The organism is Acetobacter syzygii (genome assembly GCF_000964225.1).
Classification (GTDB): Bacteria; Pseudomonadota; Alphaproteobacteria; order Acetobacterales; family Acetobacteraceae; genus Acetobacter; species Acetobacter syzygii.
This window is the reverse complement of sequence record NZ_BAMZ01000082.1, coordinates 129,522-150,006: the sequence shown is the minus strand read 5'-3', so window position 1 is coordinate 150,006 and position 20,485 is coordinate 129,522. Positions and strand designations below refer to the sequence as shown.

Annotated in this window: 17 protein-coding genes and 1 tRNA gene; 4 read left to right on the top strand and 14 right to left on the bottom strand. The window is 61.4% G+C overall.

Annotated features, from left to right (window positions below):
• Positions 1 to 85: 85 nt before the first annotated feature.
• The 3 genes from tldD to Absy_RS12435 form a co-directional block, all read right to left on the bottom strand.
• On the bottom strand, positions 86 to 1,543 hold the full coding sequence (gene tldD, locus Absy_RS12445) for a metalloprotease TldD (protein WP_048855063.1): 1,458 nt from the start codon (positions 1,541 to 1,543) through the stop codon (positions 86 to 88).
• A gap of 83 nt (positions 1,544 to 1,626) precedes the next feature.
• Positions 1,627 to 2,322, bottom strand: coding sequence for a histidine phosphatase family protein (locus tag Absy_RS12440; RefSeq protein WP_048855062.1), 696 nt, complete (start codon positions 2,320 to 2,322; stop codon positions 1,627 to 1,629).
• Positions 2,323 to 2,337: 15 nt separating this feature from the next.
• Complete coding sequence (locus Absy_RS12435) at positions 2,338 to 4,455, bottom strand: GMP reductase (RefSeq protein WP_148315560.1); 2,118 nt, start codon at positions 4,453 to 4,455, stop codon at positions 2,338 to 2,340.
• A gap of 561 nt (positions 4,456 to 5,016) precedes the next feature.
• Here Absy_RS12435 and Absy_RS12430 point away from each other — a divergent pair.
• Together Absy_RS12430 and Absy_RS12425 are read left to right on the top strand one after the other, a co-directional pair.
• Entirely contained in the window at positions 5,017 to 7,593 is a 2,577-nt protein-coding gene (locus tag Absy_RS12430) for a DNA translocase FtsK (protein ID WP_245614844.1), read from the top strand.
• Positions 7,594 to 7,599: 6 nt separating this feature from the next.
• Positions 7,600 to 8,250: an RluA family pseudouridine synthase gene (locus Absy_RS12425; protein WP_048855059.1), complete on the top strand. Its 651-nt coding sequence runs from the start codon at positions 7,600 to 7,602 to the stop codon at positions 8,248 to 8,250.
• Positions 8,251 to 8,300: 50 nt separating this feature from the next.
• On the opposite strand, the gene Absy_RS12420 is transcribed toward Absy_RS12425, so the two are convergent.
• From Absy_RS12420 to Absy_RS12395, 6 genes are all read right to left on the bottom strand, one after another.
• Complete coding sequence (locus tag Absy_RS12420) at positions 8,301 to 9,431, bottom strand: glycosyltransferase family 4 protein (RefSeq protein WP_048855058.1); 1,131 nt, start codon at positions 9,429 to 9,431, stop codon at positions 8,301 to 8,303.
• 4 nt (positions 9,432 to 9,435) lie between these two features.
• The gene (locus Absy_RS12415; RefSeq protein WP_048855057.1) at positions 9,436 to 10,095 is read right to left on the bottom strand and encodes a glutathione S-transferase family protein; all 660 of its coding nucleotides are present in this window, start codon (positions 10,093 to 10,095) and stop codon (positions 9,436 to 9,438) included.
• A 23-nt stretch (positions 10,096 to 10,118) separates the two neighbouring features.
• Positions 10,119 to 11,201, bottom strand: a complete 1,083-nt coding sequence (mnmA, locus tag Absy_RS12410; protein ID WP_048855056.1) for a tRNA 2-thiouridine(34) synthase MnmA — start codon at positions 11,199 to 11,201, stop codon at positions 10,119 to 10,121.
• A gap of 28 nt (positions 11,202 to 11,229) precedes the next feature.
• Positions 11,230 to 11,544 carry a ferredoxin family 2Fe-2S iron-sulfur cluster binding protein gene (locus Absy_RS12405; protein ID WP_048855055.1) on the bottom strand — a complete coding sequence of 105 codons (315 nt, stop codon included), beginning with the start codon at positions 11,542 to 11,544 and terminating at the stop codon, positions 11,230 to 11,232.
• A gap of 75 nt (positions 11,545 to 11,619) precedes the next feature.
• Positions 11,620 to 12,783, bottom strand: a complete 1,164-nt coding sequence (locus Absy_RS12400; RefSeq protein ID WP_048855054.1) for a cysteine desulfurase family protein — start codon at positions 12,781 to 12,783, stop codon at positions 11,620 to 11,622.
• Positions 12,784 to 12,793: 10 nt separating this feature from the next.
• The gene (locus Absy_RS12395; protein ID WP_048855053.1) at positions 12,794 to 13,942 is read right to left on the bottom strand and encodes a cysteine desulfurase family protein; all 1,149 of its coding nucleotides are present in this window, start codon (positions 13,940 to 13,942) and stop codon (positions 12,794 to 12,796) included.
• A 476-nt stretch (positions 13,943 to 14,418) separates the two neighbouring features.
• Between Absy_RS12395 and Absy_RS12390 the strand changes: the two genes are divergently transcribed.
• Positions 14,419 to 15,084, top strand: a complete 666-nt coding sequence (locus tag Absy_RS12390) for an alpha/beta hydrolase (RefSeq protein WP_048855052.1) — start codon at positions 14,419 to 14,421, stop codon at positions 15,082 to 15,084.
• 159 nt (positions 15,085 to 15,243) lie between these two features.
• On the opposite strand, the gene Absy_RS12385 is transcribed toward Absy_RS12390, so the two are convergent.
• Together Absy_RS12385 and cysS are read right to left on the bottom strand one after the other, a co-directional pair.
• Positions 15,244 to 16,017, bottom strand: a complete 774-nt coding sequence (locus Absy_RS12385; protein WP_048855051.1) for an RNA methyltransferase — start codon at positions 16,015 to 16,017, stop codon at positions 15,244 to 15,246.
• Complete coding sequence (gene cysS / locus Absy_RS12380) at positions 16,014 to 17,390, bottom strand: cysteine--tRNA ligase (RefSeq protein WP_048855050.1); 1,377 nt, start codon at positions 17,388 to 17,390, stop codon at positions 16,014 to 16,016. The genes Absy_RS12385 and cysS overlap by 4 nt, the downstream gene beginning before the upstream one ends.
• A gap of 140 nt (positions 17,391 to 17,530) precedes the next feature.
• Between cysS and Absy_RS12375 the strand changes: the two genes are divergently transcribed.
• A tRNA-Thr gene (locus Absy_RS12375) sits at positions 17,531 to 17,605 on the top strand.
• A gap of 106 nt (positions 17,606 to 17,711) precedes the next feature.
• Here the strand turns inward: Absy_RS12375 and Absy_RS12370 are convergent.
• From Absy_RS12370 to trxA, 3 genes are all read right to left on the bottom strand, one after another.
• Positions 17,712 to 19,061, bottom strand: a complete 1,350-nt coding sequence (locus Absy_RS12370) for a bifunctional folylpolyglutamate synthase/dihydrofolate synthase (RefSeq protein ID WP_048855049.1) — start codon at positions 19,059 to 19,061, stop codon at positions 17,712 to 17,714.
• An 8-nt stretch (positions 19,062 to 19,069) separates the two neighbouring features.
• Entirely contained in the window at positions 19,070 to 19,975 is a 906-nt protein-coding gene (gene accD, locus Absy_RS12365) for an acetyl-CoA carboxylase, carboxyltransferase subunit beta (protein WP_048855048.1), read from the bottom strand.
• A gap of 166 nt (positions 19,976 to 20,141) precedes the next feature.
• Entirely contained in the window at positions 20,142 to 20,468 is a 327-nt protein-coding gene (gene trxA, locus Absy_RS12360; RefSeq protein WP_048855047.1) for a thioredoxin TrxA, read from the bottom strand.
• Between the last annotated feature and the right edge of the window lie 17 nt (positions 20,469 to 20,485).

Below are 20,485 nucleotides of genomic sequence, written 5' to 3'. Positions count from 1 at the left end.
CGGGCAGAACCTCAGGCACACGCTCTAGCATGAGAGAGCGCAGAACAGGAACAGCCCAAAGGAGGGGCAGGCGTCTGTTGCGTTCCTAAGCCGTGCCACCCACGGTCAGACCGGTCATTTTAAGCGTCGGCTGACCAACACCAACCGGCACCCCCTGCCCGGCCTTGCCACAGGTTCCAATACCCGGATCAAGCTCCAGATTGCCCCCGATCATGGAAACCTGCGTCATGGCTTCCGCGCCGCTGCCAATCAGGGTTGCGCCCTTGACCGGCACTGTGACCCGACCATTCTCGATCAGATAGGCCTCGGATGCGGCAAACACGAACTTGCCCGATGTAATATCCACCTGCCCGCCCCCAAAGTGCACGGCGTACAGCCCACGTTTGACCGAACGGATCATCTCTTCCGTTGTGGCATTACCGGGCAGCATAATGGTGTTGGTCATACGGGGCAGAGGCATATGCGCGTAGGACTGGCGGCGGCCATTACCTGTAGGGGCCACCCCCATAAGCCGGGCATTCAGCCGGTCCTGCAAATAGCCTTTGAGAATACCATCCTCGATCAGCACCGTGCGGCCTGTCGGGGTGCCTTCATCATCAATAGTCAGGCTGCCCCGGCGGTCGGGCAGGGAGCCATCATCAATTACCGTAACACCGGGGGATGCCACGCGGGAGCCAATGCGCCCGGCAAAAACGGATGTACCCTTGCGGTTAAAGTCCCCTTCCAGCCCATGGCCCACGGCTTCGTGCAATAGAATGCCGGGCCAGCCAGCACCCAGCACAACCTCCATTTCCCCCGCTGGGGCCGCCTGTGCTTCCAGGGCAACAAGGGCCTGCCGCAGGGCCTCATCCACCGCGCCGTGCCATGTTTCCTCATTCAGCAGGCGGTTAATCTCGTAACGTCCACCAAGGCCGTGGCTGCCGCTCTCGCGCTTGCCATCCTGCTCCACCACAACCGACACATTCAACCGCACCAGAGGCCGCAGATCGGCCACACGCCCACCGTCTGCCCGAATGATCTGCACGGCCTGCCACTCGCCCGAGAGCGAGGCCATGACTTGCACCACGCGCCGGTCCTTACCGCGTGCATAGGCATCTATGCTGGAAAGCAGGCCGGAGCGGGCTGCAAAATCGGTATCCCCCAGCGGGTTCGCATCCGTGTAGAGCCGCTGGTTGGTGGGGCGGGGTGGTGCTGCCATCTGCCCGGAACGCCCGGCGCGCACGGCACTGACCGCATCGGCCGCGCGGAGCAGAGAAGAACGGCTCATCTCATCCGAATGGGCAAAGCCCGTTTCTTCCCCCAGCACCGCACGCAAACCAAAGCCCGTGCTGGTGTTAAAGGAAGCAGAGCGGATAACCCCATCATCCAGAGCTATGGATTCGCTCTCGCGGTATTCAAGGAACAGCTCGCCATCGTCCATGCCGTCCAGCGCCGTGTGGGTGAGCTTTTCAGCCTCGTCCCGGCTAAGCTGCGCCTGCTTGGAGGCAAAAAACAACTGGTCTGTGGCGGCCAGCGCCCCGGCGTGTGAGGGAGAGAAAGACATGGACCACGGCCCTCCGTCTGGGAATCATGGCTGCCCGTATGGTCAGCCAGTCGTTTTACATAAATGGCGCAAACCGCACCGGGTTAAACACCGGGCAGTTCATTGACCGTGACCACCCGCCAGCCTGCATCCAGCCGTTCCAGAATGGTAAGCGAGAGATTCTGGACCGAAAAATGCAACGCGGTCTCGGCATGAATCCGCAGTGCATGGGCTAGCGCTGCGCGAATCACCCCGCCATGGGCCACCGCCACAATGTTGCGCCCCGCGTGCGTTCTGGCCAGCCGGTCCAGCAGGCGGCCAACACGGCTGCACACTTCTATCACGCTTTCGCCCTGCGGTGGGCAGTCACTGGCGGCAACCGGCCAGAAGGGGTGGGGCGGCAGGGTCAGATGGGCAGGCAGGGCATCGTACTTGAGCCCTTGCCACGCGCCCAGATTCTGCTCGATCAGGTCTGGCTCCACCGTGAGTTTGCGGGGGCCATAACCGGCTTCCTCAATAGCCTGTGCTGTCCGCCGGGTGCGGGACAGAGGGCTGATAAACCATTGTGCATCCTGCGGCAGACGTTCGGCCAAAGCCCGGTACATGGGTTTTTGGGCAATCAGACTTTCCGGGCAGAGCGGCACATCCATACTGCCATACATGCGCATACGGGCATTTTCTTCCACCAGTGCGTGGCGGATCAGCCAAAAACGCGTAATACCGGTGGGAAGCTCCGGACCATCGAGAAAATGATCCTGAGAAGAGGATGAGGCTTGCTCGGCAATCAGATGTTCGCTCATGCCCCTGTTGTGGAATCAGCTTTGCCTGAGTGCAAGAGAAGAAATGCCCTGCCTGCCCTGATCCCACACGCAGTCCCCGGCAACCGGCACAGGAACACGCTCAACTGGCGTACCCGCGCAGGAGGGCGCGTGCGCAAGCTCCGACCAGTACCGTAAAATAAGCTCCAGTTTGGCCAGCACCCGCACCACGCCAGCATGGCAGACCATCCCTTCCGGCTGATCTGCTGGCCGGGCGGCACCCACCCTTGCCCCTGTGCCGGACACCAGTCGGGCGGAGGCCGAAATCCGCAAAGCACCCAACGCCCCCTCCTGCCCGGCATTGTCCGTTATGGCAACCGGCTGCCCAACGTGGCAGGGAAGTGCCGCCAGTGCCCGCTCCGCAACATCGCGCAGACAGGCACAAAGAGGGGCTGTCAGGTCGGCCAGCAGCCAGCCATGCAACTGCCGGGCCTGCACCAGCGTCAGAGGGTACCCATCCAGCAGCACAACAAACGCAAAAATACTGGGCAGGCTGTCCCACGTACCCACTCCATGCGCTGGAGCCAAATCCGCTGACGGTAACAGTCGTACGTACGGACAGGCCCGCAGAGCATGAAGGACGTCCACCCCAAATCGGTGCAGACGGTCATATTTTTGCGTCTCCGGCACGGCAGCAAAAGCCGCCATTTCTGCCCGCGCACCGCTCCAGCGCAGGAGCAGGCCTGCATTCATCCCCGCAGGCAGGGTAAGGGCTGCTGGCAGGTCCGGCCATTCCGCCCGTGTGGCGTAGGCCGCCAGACCGGCTGGCAGGCTTGCATGGTGCAACCGCTCCAACCAGCCATCGGGCAGCAGCAAGGCACCACTAAAAGGCGGGCCGGTAAAAAACTTGGACCCGGTCACCATAACCGCCCAACCCCACCCCACATACTGGCGGACATGCTCCGCCCTCAACCGGGCCTGACAGGCATCTACCAGAACATCCACCTGCCCCGGATAAAGGGCGCACAAAGCCCGCACCTGCGCAGCAGGCAGCACCAGTTGCCCGGTTTTGGAGACATGCAGCAGATACAGCAGAACACGCCGCCCGGCCCTGACCGCCCGATCCATCTGCTGTTGGCAGGCCGCAAAGAGGTCATCATCAGGTATGCGCGCCCCACCCTCCGCACGCAGGGGCAGGCCCACATGCTCCGCATCCCGCACAAATCCGTCTATGAGCGCGCCTTTATCCACCCCGTATCCCAAGGCCGTACGCTGGGCAAAATGGCGGCCACAGGTTGCCAGCGGAACACCGCTGCCCGTCTCTTCCACACCGGGGAGAAGCGTTGTGATGTGTGGGCTGGCCATCCCCATAAACGCCGTAGCCGCCAGAGCGCAGTCAGTCCCCGATGGGGCCAGCACAACACGATCGGGTCCATCCAGATGATAGAACGCCGCCACAAATGCGCGGACCTCGCGCACAGGGCACAGTTCTGCCCCTTCACCCCCCTCCACCGCACGGCGGATCAGGCGCATATTGGCCTGATACATGGCCCGTGCCGCAACCACGCTAGGGGATGACGCCGTGGAGGAAGAAAAAGCCAGCTCCCCACTGCGGGGGAAAGGCTGGCAGCCATACCGGTTCAGGCCATATGGGCCGGTCAGGTCCAGCCGTTCGTCCCCCCCTTGAACCACCCGCCACTCCGCAGGCTGTAAACTGGACCAGACTGAACAGGCCCACGCATATACCCCATGACCCTCCCCCACCTGCGGGCGCAGGCTGGGGGCAACATACAACGCAACATCAGCCAGACAGGCCGCCAGTTGTGAGGGGGCTGGAACAGCCTCCCCCGCCATTGCCTCCCCCCAGAAGCACGGCATGGAATGAGGCGGCGGACTGGCCGGGAACACCATGCGCCCACACCATGCACGGGCCGTAAGCCTTGCGGCCGCCAGCAAAATACGCGCCATCCGTTGCCCGGCAGGGAGGACCGTTCTGGCAGCTGCCCCTGCGCCCGGATTACTGACCAACTCCGCCACCTCCAACGCGAGGCGGGTCAAAAACCAGGCACTGGCAGGTGTTACCTGCTGGCTGCTGCACACAAGACTGCCATCGGGCTGGACACACACAGGGCGTTCAAAGGATGGATTCTGCACAACGGAGCAAGGTCGCAGCATAGGGTGCAAGTCTGGGTTTGCGTGCAGGTACTGCGCAAGGTTGGTCAAATGACTTGCATCCATTTACTCAGCACACCCCGGAGCGGACGATAAACAAATAAAAACCCCCAGCCTATGCGGCTACCTGCACCAACGGCGCTTGCGCCAAAGGGCGGAACAGGCACACCCATTCTTTAAGGAACAGCCAGCAGCACAATGGACCTACAGCCCCTATAATTGTCGATCCGCCGCATCTGAACAAGCAGCCCACACTCTGGGCGCCTATGCCTGCCACGCCGGAGATGACTGTTTTCCCTGCCACCCTTCCCTCCGGTCTGGGCCTGATCAACGGGCCTGCCCCTCCAAGGCCGTATTCTTCTGCAAAGGATGCGGTTCGCAATACTCAACAGGGCTGCTAAGAAGAAGGCAGTCACCCTTTACAATCCCCCGCGCACACGATTCCTGCCCTATGGCGGGGCGTTACCGCGGCTTCTGGAGTCAGGACCGGCACCCTTGGCGCGCACAAGCCCTTTGAATACAAGCAACTCCTCCACGCCCCACAAAAGCACCCTGCGCCTGCGCATGGAAGAAGGGGGGGGTATTGCCCTTTGTCTTTTGGCCTGCGCCCTGCTGGCGGCTCTGGTAACGTACAACCCGACCGACCCATCCTTTAACACGGCCACCAACCAGCCCCCGACCAACCTTTTGGGGATGACGGGCGCCTTTATGGCCGACACCCTGCTACAGGGAATCGGGTTGGGTGCCATTGTGCCGGTTCTTATTCTTGTCGCATGGGGCTGGCGGTTTATGAGCCACCGCCTGCTTGGCCACGAAACAGGGATGATTTTTGGCCTGCGGGTTGGTGCCATTCTTTGCCTGCTCCCCGTCTCTGGCGCATTGCTGGCCGCCATTCCCCTGCTGTTTACCGCACTCCCCAATGTGGAGTGGCCAACACAGGCAGGCATTGGTGGAGGCGTTGGGCACTCCATTGCCCAGACTTCCATCTCTGCTGGTATGGCAGCCATTGGCCCTGCGGGGGGAATGGTCATCTGGCTTCTGGGGGGACTGCTGGCGGGACTGCTCTTTGCGCTCGGGACCGGCCTGCGGCGCGAGGAATGGCTGGCCCTGTGGCGCGCTTTTGTTTGTATCATGCGGTTGCCGGGCAAACTGGGCACCCGTTTTGTGCGCTACTACGCCAGCCACAAACCGCACCCTCAAGGCCCCGAACAGGCACCCTATACCGCCCCTGCCAAACAACCTGCCGCAGACCCGTTCTATGGCAGTACGCTCCCCACCACCGCTCTTTTTGAAGATGAGGTGGACGAACCCGAGCACTACCACCCGGCCCCCACCACTCCTTCCACCGGTACGGCGCTGGTCCTCCACACAGCACAGGACCAGACAGGCCACCCCGTAACAGGCCCCGTACCGCAGGAAGGGAACAGGCAGACCAACGCCATAACCCCGGCTGCCACCCCCAGAACCGAACCCACACCCTTTACCCTGCCAGCCAGCGCCGCACCGGTAGCAGCCCCGGACAAACCCGCCAAAAGCGGCCTGCTGGGCCGTCTGTTCTCGGGTGCCAGCCATACCGAAAGCACGGGCAGCAGCCCCGAACGCGCCCCCACCGCCGCCCGTAAGGGTGGGTGGGAACTCCCACCCATGAGCCTGCTGCGCCCGGCCCCCGGCAATGCCCATAACGGCCCCTCGCCCGAACTGCTGAACGCCACAGCCCGCATGTTGGAGCAGGTTCTGGCCGACTACGGCGTGCAGGGCAAAATTGTGGGCATGAGCGCAGGGCCAGTGGTCACACTCTACGAGCTGGAACCCGCTCCGGGCATTCGTTCTGCCCGTATTATCGGGCTGGCGGATGATGTGGCGCGCTCCCTGTCGGTCCTGAGTGTGCGCATTGCCACCGTTCCGGGCCGGAATGTTATGGGGATAGAAGTTCCCAACCAGACGCGTGAGACGGTTTACCTGTCCGAGCTGCTCAACCAGCCCACATGGCGCGAGGATACAGGCCAGCTCCCCCTTGCCCTTGGCAAGGATATTGCGGGCGAACCCATGTTCAGCGATCTGGCAAGGATGCCCCACCTGCTGGTGGCTGGCACCACCGGCTCGGGTAAGTCTGTTGGGGTCAACGCCATGATCCTCTCCCTGCTTTACCGGCTTTCCCCCGATGAATGCAGGTTGATCATGATCGACCCCAAGGTGCTCGAACTCTCCATTTACGATGGTATTCCCCACCTGCTCACCCCGGTTGTAACCGAGCCACCCAAAGCCGTTAACGCGCTCAAATGGGTTGTGCGCGAGATGGACCGACGTTACCGCACCATGGCCCACATGCAGGTCCGCAACATTGCAGGCTACAATGCCCGTGCAGCCGAAGCCCGTGCGGATGGGGAGGTCGTGGTCCGCCGCGTACAAACCGGCTTTGACCCTGAAACCGGCAACCCCGTGTTTGAGGAACAGTCAGTCACCCTCGATCCCATGCCCTACATTGTGGTCATTATTGACGAAATGGCCGACCTGATGATGACCGCAGGCAAGGAAATTGACGCCTGTGTGCAACGTCTGGCGCAAAAAGCACGTGCTGCGGGCATTCACGTCATCATGGCAACGCAGCGCCCCTCGGTGGATGTGATTACGGGCACCATCAAAGCCAACTTCCCCACCCGTATTTCGTTCCAGGTGATCAGCAAGTTCGACAGCCGCACCATTCTGGGCGAACAGGGGGCAGAACAGCTGCTTGGTCAGGGGGATATGCTGTTCATGCAGGGGGGCGGTCGCATTACCCGCGTGCACGGCCCGTTTGTGGCCGATAGCGAGGTCGAGCAGGTTGTGAACTTCCTGAAAGAACAGGGCGAGCCGATCTATGATGAGGACGTGCTGGCCGAACCCATGGAAGAAAACACTTCCTCCAGCGGCAGCAGCCGCTCTGGCGGGAATGAAAACGCCGAAGCCGATATGTACAGCGAAGCGGTGGATATTGTCACACGGGAGGGCAAGGCTTCCACCTCCTTCATCCAGCGCCACCTGTCGATTGGTTACAACCGCGCTGCCAAGCTGATTGAACAGATGGAAAAAGAAGGCATTATCAGCCGGGCCGACCATGTGGGCCGCCGCAAGGTGCTTGTTGGCTCCAACCGGGAAGAATAACCCCCCATGCCCCCGGCTCTGCCCCCCATACTCTACCAGAGCAGCCATGTTGTTATTCTGGACAAACCCGCTGGCCTGCCCGTGCATACTGGCCCCGGCGGCGGCCCAAGCGTGGAGGACTGCTTTCCCCTCCTGTCCCGCCGCAAGGATGGTCCATGGCTGGCCCACCGGCTGGATGCAGATACATCGGGCTGCCTTGCCATAGCCCTGCGCAAACAGCCCTTGCTGGCCATGCAGCAGGCTTTTGCCAGCAAGACCGCACGCAAGACCTACTGGGCCGTGGTGGAAGGGGGACCGCAAACCCCCACCGGACGGATTGACCTGCCCCTGCTTAAAACCAGCACCAGAGCAGGCTGGTCCATGCAGGTGGCAGATGCTGGCGCGCCCTCGGCCACAACATGGCGTGTTCTGGGCCGCTCAGCCACAACAAGCTGGCTGGAGCTGGAGCTGGAGACGGGGCGAACCCATCAGGCCCGTGTGCATTGCGCCGCCATGGGCTGGCCCATTGTGGGCGATGCGCTATACGGCCACCCTCATCCCGCTGGCCTGCACCTGCTGGCCAGAAGCCTGAGTCTGCCGGTGGATGCTGGCCTATCCGTAACCGCCCCACCCCGCTTGGCCATGCACCCCGCACTCCACGCCTGCGGCTGGACGTAACCCACGCACAACAACGCAAAAACCCCCACCACCCTACGCCAGATTGCTGTTTACGCCTGTGCCAGTGCCTCCACATGGGGCCAGACCTGCACAAGTCGGGCATGGAAAGCCTGACGTTTGGGGCGAATAACCGCACTATCAAACAACCGGGCGCGGGCACGCCCCGCCTGCGCCATGCGGGCGCGCAAACCAGCATCGCTCATCAACCGCTCTAATACAGCCACCAGCCCCGGCAGATCATCGGGGCTGGCATACAATGCCGCCTCCCCCGCAACACCGGGGAGCCCCCCATTGCGCGATGTGACCACCGCTGCGCCACACCCCATGGCTTCCAGCGCAGCCATGCCAAACGGTTCGGACCAGCGGCTGGGCACCACCACAATGGCTGCGTGGCTCATGGCCTGCAAAACCTGCCCGTGCGGCTGGTAGCCCGCCATGTGCACCCCCGCAGCCAGAGCCTGCGGCACCAGCGTGTTCAAAAACTCTGTTTGGGGTGAATTGGGGCCAAAACGGTCCGCCCCTATAATCCGGGCCTGCCATGTGGGGTGGCGCGGCAAAAGCGTGGCACAGGCCTGCACAAACGCATCCACCCCCTTGTCGGCCACAACACGGCCTGCAAATAGCACAATCGGCTCCCGCACAGGGGCTGGAGGCGGCAAAACAGCAAGGTCCAGCGCATTGGGCAAGACCGTTACAGCGCCGCGCACGCCCTGCTCCAAAAACCGTACTCGCAACCAGTCCGAGACGCACACAACCGCCATTTTGCGCGCCAGAGCCGTACGCTCCTGCGGTGTTTTACCCGCACGCATTCCACACGGGTCATTATGCAAAACCAATGCCAGTGGCACATGGGGGAAACGCTGGCTTATGGCCCATGCCAGATCCGGGCGATTATGCACTTCCACCAGATCGGGGCGGAAAGTACGGAGTAATCTGGCAACTCCAGCCCGGTAACGCCCCATGCGGCTGAATGGGAACAGGCAGTCTGGTACGGGGGCAAAAGGAACATCCGCATAGGGGGCGGTCTGGGGGGCGCTACCCACCACAACCTCACCTTCCGCCGCCATGCGGTGTACCAGCAGGGCTATGGCCCCGGCCTCCTGCGGGGCAAAACGCTCGCGCGGGGGCAGTACGGTCATAACCCGCAAGGGCTGCGCAATGCCTCCTGCTGGCGTGGGCATGGGGTCAGGCCAGACTTTCGTACATATCCAGCTGCCACGCCACAGGCTCCTGCGCGGCCGCGGTGTACCATGCCTCCATTAACGGATGGTGGCGTACCGCCTGCATATAGGCATGAGCCGCAGCGGACAGGCCCGGCACATTGTACGACAGAAAGCGGCAGACAACCGGCGCAAACATGGCATCCACATTGCCCATGCCCTGCCCGCACAGAAACGGCCCGCCCCGGCCCACACCCTCGGTCCATATGGCGTTAATACGTGCAATATCCTTATGCACATCCTCCCCCAAGGGGGTGGCCAGCGGTCTGTTGCGCCCCAGATTCATGGGCAGGGCGGAACGCACGGCCCTGAAGCCCGAATGCATTTCCGCCGCAACCGAACGCGCCCAGGCCCGCACAACCGGGTCGGTTGGCCATAAAAACGCATGGTGTTCGGCACAATATTCAGCGATGGAGAGCGAATCCCACACGACCGCTCCCCTGTGTTCCAGATAAGGGACACACCCATTGGGAGAGAGTGTTTTGAGCGCTGTGGTCTGGCCCGCACCGGCCAGCGGTACAACCTGCACATCCACATCCAGCCCTGCCAGACGCACAGCCAGCCAGCCACGCAGGGACCATGACGAATAACGTTGTGTGCCAATAACCAGACGACCTTCGGCCATAACCCCTGCTCTCCCTGTTCTGCTTAAACTGCGACCTGCTCTTCCGCCCGGCGGATAAACCCACCCCCCAGAATACGGCTACCCTGATAAAACACACAGGCCTGACCGGGAGCAGGCATTGCGGGTTCGTCCAGCAGTATGGTCGCACCCTCCGCGGTGGGCAGCACACGGGCAGCCCTTGGTTCTTCACGCGCACGCATCTGCACCCGGCAGACAAGCCCTTCGGGTGGGGCATCCACCAGCCAGTTTACATCCCGCACGGACAGGCTGTTTACAAAAGCATTGGCGCGAGGGCCAATAATCACCCTCTTGCGGCCCGGCTCCACCCCAACCACCATCTGGCGTTCACCCTGCAGGCGGGCGGCGTTGCCAAGGCGTTTGCTCTGCCCCACGGTAAAACGCATAACCCCTTCGTGCTGGCCAACCACATGGCCGGACTGGTCCACAATCTCGCCCGGGCCAGCCATTTCGGGGTGCATCCGTTCCACCAGATCCACGTAAGACCCATCGCTGACAAAGCAGAGGTCCTGACTATCGGGCTTACCGGCCACAATCAGGCCAAACCGTTCCGCTTCCTGCCTGACGGCGGCTTTGTCGGGCATATCGCCCAGTGGGAAGCGTAAAAACTCCAGTTGGTCACGGGTCGTGGCAAACAGGAACCAGCTCTGGTCGCGGGCTTCGTCCACGGGGCGGTGTAGCTCCACGCCCAGTGGCCCTTCCACCCGGCGCACATAATGGCCGGTGGCCATGGCGTCTGCCCCAATTTCCTTCGCCAGTTCCAGCAGGTCAGTAAATTTGACACCCTGATTACAGGCCACACAGGGGACCGGGGTTTCCCCCGCCGCGTAGGCATCGGCAAAGCGTTCTATCACGCTATCACGGAAGCGGCGTTCCGCATCAATCACATAATGCGGGAATCCCAGACGGTCAGCCACGGCGCGGGCATCGCGGATGTCCTGCCCGGCGCAGCACGCGCCTTTTTTGGCTGCCCCTCTGGAATCATAAAGCTGGAGGGTAGCACCCACAACCTCGTGCCCTTCCTCCAGCAGACGGGCAGCCACCACGGAACTGTCCACCCCTCCGGACATGGCAACAAGAATACGCATGGGCGGGCTATCCTTCCCTTATCTGGTGTCAGGCCTTGCTGGGCAGGCGCACGACCAGACCATCAAGTGCTTCGGTCATGACAATCTGGCAGCCAAGACGCGAGGTTTTTTCCAGCCCAAAGGCCAGATCAAGCATATCTTCCTCATCATCCGTCGGGGCGGTCAGCTTATCCGCCCATGCGGGGTCCACCACAACGTGGCAGGTGGCGCAGGCCAAAGACCCTTCACAGGCGCCTTCAAGGTCCACATCGTGCTTATGGGCAATTTCCAGCACGGACAGGCCGACTGGGGCATCAACCGTGCGTTCTGTTCCGTCCTGCTCAACAAACGTCATCTGGGGCATTGGTTTCCATCCTGCCAAAAAATATCATGGCGGCTGCGGCCTGCATGGCCTGGGCTTATTGCTACGGGTGAGGGCCTAGGGAGGGGTGGCCCGCACCCGCAAGGCAGCCTGTGCCAGACTGTCCGCCGCGCGTTCTGCTTCGGCGGTGGAGGTAAAACGTCCGGGGGACAGACGCAAGCTTCTTCCTGCTTCCTCAAAGCTCAGGCCCATGGCGGCCAGCACATAAGAGGGAGCAAGTTCCGCCGAAGAACAGGCCGAACCCAAAGAAACCTCCAGATCAGGCATGGCCGCCAGCACATCCACCGCCCGCAGGTCGGGGGGGAGCCGCAGGCTGAAAATACCCGGCAGGCGTTCAGCCCCACCGGCATTGACGGCGCAACCGGGCAACTGCGCGGACAGGCGCGCCAGAAATACCGCCTGCACCCTGGCCAGATGCGCGGCATCCTGCGCCATTTCCGCCTGTGCAATACGACATGCCGCACCAAACCCTGCCAGCAGAAAGCCCGGCAGGGTGCCCGACCGCATTCCCCGTTCCTGCCCACCACCAGAGAAGAGGGGCGTCAGGCGCACACGCGGGCTACGGCGCACAAACAGTGCGCCCGCCCCCTTGGGTCCATACAGCTTATGGCTGGAAACCGAGGCAAGGGCGACTGGCAACGCATGAAGGTCCAGCGGAATTTTGCCCGCAGACTGCGCCAGATCGGTATGCAGCAAAGCCCCTGCCTGTGTGACCAGTGCGCCAAGCAGGGCAAGGTCATGCAGTACCCCGGTCTCGTTATTGGCTGCGGCAATGGAGACCAGAGCCGTTGGCACCTCCAGCGCCTTGGCGAGCACCGATGGTTCAAGCTGCCCATTGGCATTGACGGGCAGAACAACCGGCTCAAACCCCTCGCACGCCAGGTCCTGCACACTTTGCAGAACACATTTATGCTCCGTTGCAACGGTTATGACCCGGCGGCGCACGCTCCCCTGCGCCGCCAGATGGCGCACAGCCCCCTTGATGGCCAGATTATTGGACTCGGTAGCGCCAGAGGTAAAAACAATCTCGCGCACATCCGCCCCAAGCAGGGAGGCAACCTCGGCCCGGGCCTGTTCCACCATGTCTGCTGCCCGCAGACCACTGACATGGGTAGTGCTGTGGGGGTTACCATTCTCCTCCGCCAGAGCACGGAGCAGAATTTTCTGCACACGCGGATCACACGGTGTGGTTGCCGCGTGGTCAAAATACAATGCCACCATACCCGTTCTCTTACTCCACCATAGCCAGACCGGCTCCGGCCGCCATGCGTGCATAGCTTTGCATAAACCGCTCCACATCCGCTTCCTCGACCGACCACGGCAGGGACACACGAATGGCCTGCCCGGCCAGATCCCCCAGCCCCATGGCATCCAGCACATGGGAAAATGCAACCTTGCCAGATGAACAGGCCGAACCGGCAGAAACGCAAATGCCATCCAGATCGAGCCGCATAAGCTGCCCCTGCGCACGCCGACCGGGAAGCGCCAGCGAAGCCGTGTTGCCCAAGCGGGGTGCCCCCGCACCGCACACAACAGCCCCCACAGCCTGTGCCGCCTGCTCCAGCCTGTTGCGCAAGGGGGCCAGATCGCGCGGGGTGTCCAACGCATCGCACAGGGCTGCGGCCAGCCCTGCAATGGCTGGCAGTGGCGGCGTGCCCCCCCTGCGCCCCTGCTCCTGCCCCCCGCCATCAAACAGAGGGACCAAAGGCCGGGGGGCAGGCCCACGCAGCAGCAGCGCTCCCGCGCCTTTTGGCCCACCCATTTTGTGGCCGGAACAGGCCAGACTATCAGCCCCCAGTTCCTCCACATTCAGCGCCATGCGGCCTGCGGCCTGCACCGCATCCACATGCAAATGCGCACCATGCTGGCGGCACAGGCGGGCAACCTCGGCCATGGGATGCAGGACACCTGTCTCATTATTCGCCAGCATCAGGCAGACAAACGCGGGCGACTCGTGGGTCTGCAATGCTGCTTCCAGCAGGTCCAGCCGGATCTGCCCGCTGGCATCCACCTCCAGCCATGCTACGTCTGCCCCATCGGGCGCACCTTTGCGCACCGCATCATGCTCGGTACGGCCAACAAGAAAGCGCCGCCCCTGCCCAAGCCCGTGCATGGCCAGAACATTGGCTTCCGTACCGCCCGAGGTAAACACGCAGTTCAGGGGGGCAACGCCCATACGCTGGGCCAGTGTGTTCCGCGCATCCTCCAGCACGGCGCGCGCACGCCGCCCGGCCTGATGCACGGAAGATGGATTCCCCGTAAGTTCCGCCGCCTCCAGCATGGCCGCGCGGGCCAGGGGGCGCAGCGGTTCGGTCGCATTGGCATCCAGATAAACAGGTTGGGAAAAACCCTTTGCCCAAGCGTCTGTTTTTTTATTCATACGTTTTATCTACCCGTTACCCTACCAGAACTGCACTCTTTGCAGACCGTGCAGAACAGCCCTTGTCACGATTTATGTGGAAATTCTGGCCCCGCAACCGCTATAGAGTGCCACATGGTCAGCACCACAGGGCACAATGAATACAGCAGGCTGGAAACGGGTTCTCCCGCGTACGCGGCATTCACGGATAATACCCCGCCTGATTATGCCTGCGTTTTACGCAAGGTCAACGCCAGAGTGTGCCTTTCCCCCTTTTCTGGCAATGGGGCAGACACCATGTGTCTGAATCCGCTCCTTTTTCCGTTTTTCCCCAGAAGCGGAAAAAGGAGATGGGCTGACTGAACGTTAAAGCTTGCGGGTCTTACCCTTGCCCGCATGTTCCGACCCGGAACGTGGCATCGTTCCCCGACGGGGCAGTTATCAAACCCGGAAGCGTCATGCCCGCGGACGCCTCTCCAAGATCAAGCGGAACCTACATGCCTGAGGTTATGTTTGCCGGCCCGGATGGACGTCTTGAAGGGCGTTATCACCACTCAAACGAGCCCAACGCCCCGCTTGCCCTCGTGCTGCACCCACACCCGCTGCACGGCGGCACCATGAACAACCGGATTACATACGCCCTGTACCGTACGTTCGAAAAAATGGGGTTTTCCGTCATGCGCTACAACTCCCGCGGAGTTGGTCGTTCGCAAGGACGGTTTGATGGTGGCATTGGCGAAATTTCCGACGCTGCCGCAGCTCTTGACTGGATGCAGATGATCAACCCCAATGCCAGCGGTCTGTGGATTGCCGGGTACTCGTTCGGGGCGTTTGTTGGTATGCAGTTGCTGATGCGTCGGCCTGAAATTACCGGCTGGATCAGCATTGCGCCCCCTGCCGCGCATTATGACTTTGGCTTTCTGGCCCCCTGTCCATGCGGCGGGCTTATGATTGCCGGTGGCAAGGATGACATGGCACCCGAGCCCGCCATTCATAAACTGGTGGATAAGCTGAACACCCAGAAGGGCGTTGCAGTGGACTACCGCGTATACCCCGAAGCGGATCATATTTTTGCCAAACAGGCGGACAAGATTACCGCTGCGGTCGAAGACCATGTGGGCAAAGCCATGGGCCAGCAGCTTATGGCCCTTGCCGCAGACTGATACTCTGCCTTGCACCTGGCGCGCCTGCCCAACAGACGCGCCAGCAGGCAACATACCCCGTTAATTTTTACATAACCCCCATGACAGCCCTGCTGGAGGTCTGACCGACCGGACAGACCATGCGCCAGAGCGCACCAATGGTCTTACAGGCCTTTGTGGCTAGTCCTCCGCGCGGCGTGGGTGTGCAAGCTCGCGCACAACACCATGCAGGGTCCGCAGTTCCTGCTCCGTAACTTCACCACGTGTAAAAAAGTGCCGCAGATTACGGACCATGCCGGGCCGCTTCTGCGCGTTCCGCAAAAACCCACAATCGTCCAGTTCCCGCACAAGGTGGCCCATAAAGTTTTCAAGCTCGCCCTTGGTGGCAACGTGTGTCTCGTTGGTCATCAGCGTACGTGGGGGCGTGGCATCTGCTGCCATCCACCATTCATACGCCATAATCATGACCGCCTGCGCCAGATTGAGCGACATAAAGGTTGGATTAAGCGGATAACGGATTAACGCATCCGCACGCGCCATATCCTCATTATCCAACCCCGCGCGTTCGGGACCAAACATCAGCCCGACCTTAAGCCCACGCTGGGTGGCGGCCCGCAGTTCCGCAGCCCCACCGCGTGCGGTCATAACCGTTTTGACAATGTGGCGCGGTCGGGGGCAGGTTGCATAGACATGGTGCAGATCGGCTATGGCGTCGTCCACGCTGTCGTGCACCGTGGCGGCTTCCAGAATACGGTCAGCGCCGGAAGCCGTACGCCATGCACGGTCCTGCGGCCAGCCATCACGCGGGCTAACAAGGCGGAGGTGGAACAGACCACCATTGGCCATGGCCCGGGCCGTCGTGCCAATGTTCTCGGCCATTTGCGGCCGGACCAGAATAACAACAGGGGTGTTGCCCAAAGGCTCCAGCGGTGCTCCGCCGTCCCGGCCGGTCATGCGCGCCTCCAGCTTGTTCCGTCTTTGGTATCTTCCAGCACAATGCCCTGTGCCTGCAACTGGTCGCGCAGGGCATCGGCCTTTGCAAAATCGCGCGCTTTTTTGGCGGCCAGACGTTCGGTTATCAAAACTTCGATTGCTGCGTCTTCTTCCGCTGAGGCATCGCCTCTGAACCATTGCACCGGATCATCCTGCAACAGCCCCAACAGACCACCACCAGCCTTGAGCGCACCTGCGGCCTGCCTGTCCCCCCCCATGGCCTGATTCGCCAGCACATGCAGTTCGGCAATAGCCTTGGGCGTGTTCAGGTCATCTTCCAGCGCGGCGCGGACCGTTAGCGGCACAGGTGCATCTGGCACATCTTCCACACTGGACAGGGCGCGGTAGAATCGATCCAGCGTCTTGCGTGCTTCGTTCAGACCCGCCTGTGTGTAATTGAGTGTGGAACGGTAATGCGCCCCCAGCAGCAACAGCCGCAGGGCTTCTGCCGGGGCCTGTGCCAGCACATCGCGGATGGTCAGGAAGTTGCCCAGTGATTTGGACATTTTCTCGCCATCCACCAGAAGCATGGCGTTATGCACCCAGTAATTGGCAAACTGGCTGTGCGGAAAGCAGCACAGGCTTTGCGCGCGTTCGTTCTCGTGGTGTGGAAAAAGCAGGTCCGACCCACCACCATGAATATCAAAACTATCGCCCAGATACCGGTGCGACATGGCCGAACATTCAATATGCCACCCTGGCCGCCCACGCCCCCATGGGCTGTCCCAGCCCGGCTGGTCCGCGTCTGATGGCTTCCACAGCACAAAGTCCCCCGGGGCTTTTTTGTAAGGAGCGACTTCCACGCGTGCGCCAGCTTCCAGCTCCTCCGGGTTCCGGCCGGAGAGCGCGCCGTAGGAAGGAAAGGACCCAACAGCAAACAGCACATGGCCCTGAGCCTCGTACGCATGACCGTTTTCGATCAGGCGGGCAATCATGGCCTGCATTTCGCCTATATTATGGGTCGCGCGGGGTTCTATATCGGGCGGGAGCACACCAAGGGCGGCAAGGTCCTGATGAAATTCTGCCGTTGTGCGCTGGGTCAGGGAGCCTATATCCTCCCCGTTAGCGCGGGCGCGGGCCGTAATCTTGTCATCTACATCGGTAATATTGCGCACGAATGTGACGCGGGGATACAGGTTGCGCAAAAGCCTGACCAGCACATCCGCCGTAAGCATGGCGCGCAGATTACCAATATGCGCCAGATCATACACCGTGGGGCCACAGTAATAGACCTTGATATGCGCTGGATCGAGCGGCTGGAACGGCACAGTCGCGCGGCGCTGGCTATCGTGCAGAAACAGAGCGGGGGCGGGGCTTTTGGTCGCGTGCGGCATGTCCGCCTAGATGCGCCACCGTTGAAAACGATGCAATATGTGTGTGGGACAAAAAAAGCGCGATTATTCCAAAAAACAGGACTTGACGCTTTTACCCTTTTATCGCTTATAGTCCGGCCTTACACAGAATGTGTGCGTGTGCCCTTATAGCTCAGTGGTAGAGCAACCGCCTTGTAAGCGGTAGGTCTTCAGTTCAAATCTGAATGGGGGCACCACTTTTTCTCCCCTTTAAAGTTTTATTGCCTCATGCGGCATCAGCCCGACCCTACCGGGGCACGGGCATTAGCCGTACAGCAGGCTGGTTTGTGGCATAGCCTGTGATCAGGCTGCGACCCACCCATCCTGCCTGAGCGCCACACCAGCCAGATACAGGCTGCCGCAGATAAGCACCCGGGCGGGCTTGCCGCCAGCCTGCGCCACAAGCGCATGAAGTGCCTGCGCAAGCGTGGGGCCAATATGCGCCTTACCGCCAGAAGCCTCCACAATGGCCTGCACCGGCAACGCCAGATGCTGTTCAGGTTCGCAGATTGCCCACAGATCATCCGCATAAGGGAGAATCGGGCCTAAAAAGCCTGAGGCATCCTTGGTCTGCTTCATACCGACCAGCACATGCAGGGGGCGGTCTTTCCAGCGCACCAGTTCCTGTGCCAGCGCGGCACCGGCACCGGGGTTATGCCCGCCATCAAGCCACAGTTCCCACCCTGCGGGGAGCAGGGCAGCCAGCGCACCATGCAGGCGCTGCATACGCGCAGGCCACTGCACATGCCCCACACCCTGCCATGCCGCCTGTGGTACGTTCAGCCCCGACAGACGCAGGGCCTCAACCGCCAGACCGGCGTTTTCCATCTGCCATGGCCCAGCAAGGGCTGGCATGGGCAGGTCCAGTATTCCCTGCGCATCGTTCAGGCGGAGTCCGGCTGGTTTTTCTGCCTGCGGGGGCAATGTCTGTGGTGCAATATCCCACTCCACACCCCGCCGCGCCAGAGGCGCACCCACAGCCTGTGCCTGAGCAGCGAGAACCTGCATGACCTCATCTGGCTGGAAACCGGTTACGGCAGGTACGGCGGGTTTAAAAATACCAGCTTTTTCCGCCGCAATCGCCGCCAGAGAATCCCCCAGAAATGCCTCATGATCGCGCGAGATGGAGGTTACAATGCACGCGGCGGGGTGCTGGAGTACATTGGTGGCATCGCACCGCCCACCAAGCCCGACCTCTATAATGGCCAGTTCTGCCGGGTGGCGGGCAAACAGCACAAAGCCTGCGGCTGTCAGTACCTCAAACACCGTAATGGGCGCGCCATTGTTGACCCGCTCAATGTCTTCCAGCGTTGCCACCAGTTCCGTCTCGCTCACCAGCCTGCCAGCAATCCGGAACCGTTCGGTCACATCCACCAGATGGGGAGATGTCATAACATGCACACGCCAGCCCGCGGCCTCGGCTATGGCACGCAAAGTGGCGCAGGTGCTGCCTTTGCCGTTAGTGCCTGCCACATGGATAACCGGCGGCAACTGCCGCTCCGGGTTACCCAGGCGGGCCAGTAGCCCCTCCAGCCGCCCAAGCGAAAGGTCAATTAAGGCGGGGTAAAGATGGTTCAGCCGTTGCAGCACCTCCCCGGTGCGACCAGTAAATTCAGGCACGGGGGAAGGCGCACCGGGCGGGGACTGAACCATGGGTGTTTTTACTCGGCAGCAGCGGCAGGGGTGGCAACAGCCTTGGGCGGCGGTGCTTTAACATCGGCTGGTGCATGGGTGAGCAGCCCGATCAGGCGCGCCAGAGTGGCTGGCAGATCCTTGCGGGCCACAACCATGTCCAGCATACCGTGTTCGACCAGATATTCGGACCGCTGGAAGCCTTCTGGCAGCTTCTCACGCACGGTGTCCTGAATAACGCGGGGACCGGCAAAGCCGATCAGGGCATTGGGCTCCCCGATCTGCACATCCCCCAGCATGGCGAAGGATGCCGTAACACCCCCCGTGGTCGGGTTGGTCAGCACCACAATATAAGGCAGCCCCGCATCGCGCAGCATCTGCACGGCAACGGTTGTACGGGGCATTTGCATAAGGCTGATCACACCTTCCTGCATCCGTGCACCACCGGAGGCGGTAAACACCACCAGCGGGGATTTTTGCAAAATGGCCAGCCGGGCAGCAGCCACAAACCGTTCACCAAATGCTGCACCCATGGTGCCTGCCATAAATTCAAACGCCATAACGCCCACAACGGCATTATGCCCGCCAATGGTGCCATGGGCGACTACCAGAGATTCGTCCAGATGGCTTTTGGCCCGCGCATCCTTCAGGCGGTCGGTATATTTTTTCTGGTCCCGGAAGCCCAGCGGGTCCACGGGAGCCAAGGGCAGTTCAATACGGGTGAACTCGCCATTATCAAAGGTCCATGCCAGACGGTCATTGACCAGAACGCGCATGTGGTGCCCACAGTGCGGGCAGACATTCTGCGCCTTGCGCAGCTCCTTGGTCAGAACCATCTGGGAGCACGAATCACAGGTGGTCCACAGGTTATCCGGCACATCACGGCGCAAAAGGCCGCGGATTTTAGGACGGACGTATTCGGTGATCCAGCTCATTTTGAACCCTGTAACTGCACTAAACTGACAACGCGGACCCTGCCCGCCTGCGTGGTTGCATTACGCGGGCAACACCAATCTGCCAAGTCATTATGAAAAAACAGCCCCTGTCCGGGCAAGGTGGCGCAGACTGAACGCGCCCCCTCCGCCCGTGTTCCAGAGGGGTTTAAAGAGCGCCTTCAACCCATGCCTTAAGCTGGCTTTTGGGCAGGGCACCGACCTTTGTGTCCACCACCTTGCCATCACGCACCAGCATAAGGGTGGGAATGGAACGGACACCATAGGTGTTGGGTGTTACAGGGTTGTCATCAATATTGATCTTTGCGACCGTAACCTTGCCCTGCATGTCCTTGCCAATTTCTTCCAGCGCCGGGCCGATCATTTTGCACGGACCACACCATTCCGCCCAAAAATCCACCAGAACAAGGCCAGATGCCTTGAGCACGGCGGAATCAAAGCTGGAATCGCTGACAGCAAGCGTATGTTCACTCATGACTGGTTTCCTTCTGC

What these genes read in the sequence shown, in the direction of transcription:
- tldD (WP_048855063.1), bottom strand. Translation starts at nt 1,543, where the DNA reads ATGTCTTTCTCTCCCTCACACGCCGGGGCGCTGGCCGCCACAGACCAG.
- Absy_RS12440 (WP_048855062.1), bottom strand. Translation starts at nt 2,322, where the DNA reads ATGAGCGAACATCTGATTGCCGAGCAAGCCTCATCCTCTTCTCAGGAT.
- Absy_RS12435 (WP_148315560.1), bottom strand. Translation starts at nt 4,455, where the DNA reads ATGCTGCGACCTTGCTCCGTTGTGCAGAATCCATCCTTTGAACGCCCT.
- Absy_RS12430 (WP_245614844.1), top strand. Translation starts at nt 5,017, where the DNA reads ATGGAAGAAGGGGGGGGTATTGCCCTTTGTCTTTTGGCCTGCGCCCTG.
- Absy_RS12425 (WP_048855059.1), top strand. Translation starts at nt 7,600, where the DNA reads ATGCCCCCGGCTCTGCCCCCCATACTCTACCAGAGCAGCCATGTTGTT.
- Absy_RS12420 (WP_048855058.1), bottom strand. Translation starts at nt 9,431, where the DNA reads ATGCCCACGCCAGCAGGAGGCATTGCGCAGCCCTTGCGGGTTATGACC.
- Absy_RS12415 (WP_048855057.1), bottom strand. Translation starts at nt 10,095, where the DNA reads ATGGCCGAAGGTCGTCTGGTTATTGGCACACAACGTTATTCGTCATGG.
- mnmA (WP_048855056.1), bottom strand. Translation starts at nt 11,201, where the DNA reads ATGCGTATTCTTGTTGCCATGTCCGGAGGGGTGGACAGTTCCGTGGTG.
- Absy_RS12405 (WP_048855055.1), bottom strand. Translation starts at nt 11,544, where the DNA reads ATGCCCCAGATGACGTTTGTTGAGCAGGACGGAACAGAACGCACGGTT.
- Absy_RS12400 (WP_048855054.1), bottom strand. Translation starts at nt 12,783, where the DNA reads ATGGTGGCATTGTATTTTGACCACGCGGCAACCACACCGTGTGATCCG.
- Absy_RS12395 (WP_048855053.1), bottom strand. Translation starts at nt 13,942, where the DNA reads ATGAATAAAAAAACAGACGCTTGGGCAAAGGGTTTTTCCCAACCTGTT.
- Absy_RS12390 (WP_048855052.1), top strand. Translation starts at nt 14,419, where the DNA reads ATGCCTGAGGTTATGTTTGCCGGCCCGGATGGACGTCTTGAAGGGCGT.
- Absy_RS12385 (WP_048855051.1), bottom strand. Translation starts at nt 16,017, where the DNA reads ATGACCGGCCGGGACGGCGGAGCACCGCTGGAGCCTTTGGGCAACACC.
- cysS (WP_048855050.1), bottom strand. Translation starts at nt 17,390, where the DNA reads ATGCCGCACGCGACCAAAAGCCCCGCCCCCGCTCTGTTTCTGCACGAT.
- Absy_RS12370 (WP_048855049.1), bottom strand. Translation starts at nt 19,061, where the DNA reads ATGGTTCAGTCCCCGCCCGGTGCGCCTTCCCCCGTGCCTGAATTTACT.
- accD (WP_048855048.1), bottom strand. Translation starts at nt 19,975, where the DNA reads ATGAGCTGGATCACCGAATACGTCCGTCCTAAAATCCGCGGCCTTTTG.
- trxA (WP_048855047.1), bottom strand. Translation starts at nt 20,468, where the DNA reads ATGAGTGAACATACGCTTGCTGTCAGCGATTCCAGCTTTGATTCCGCC.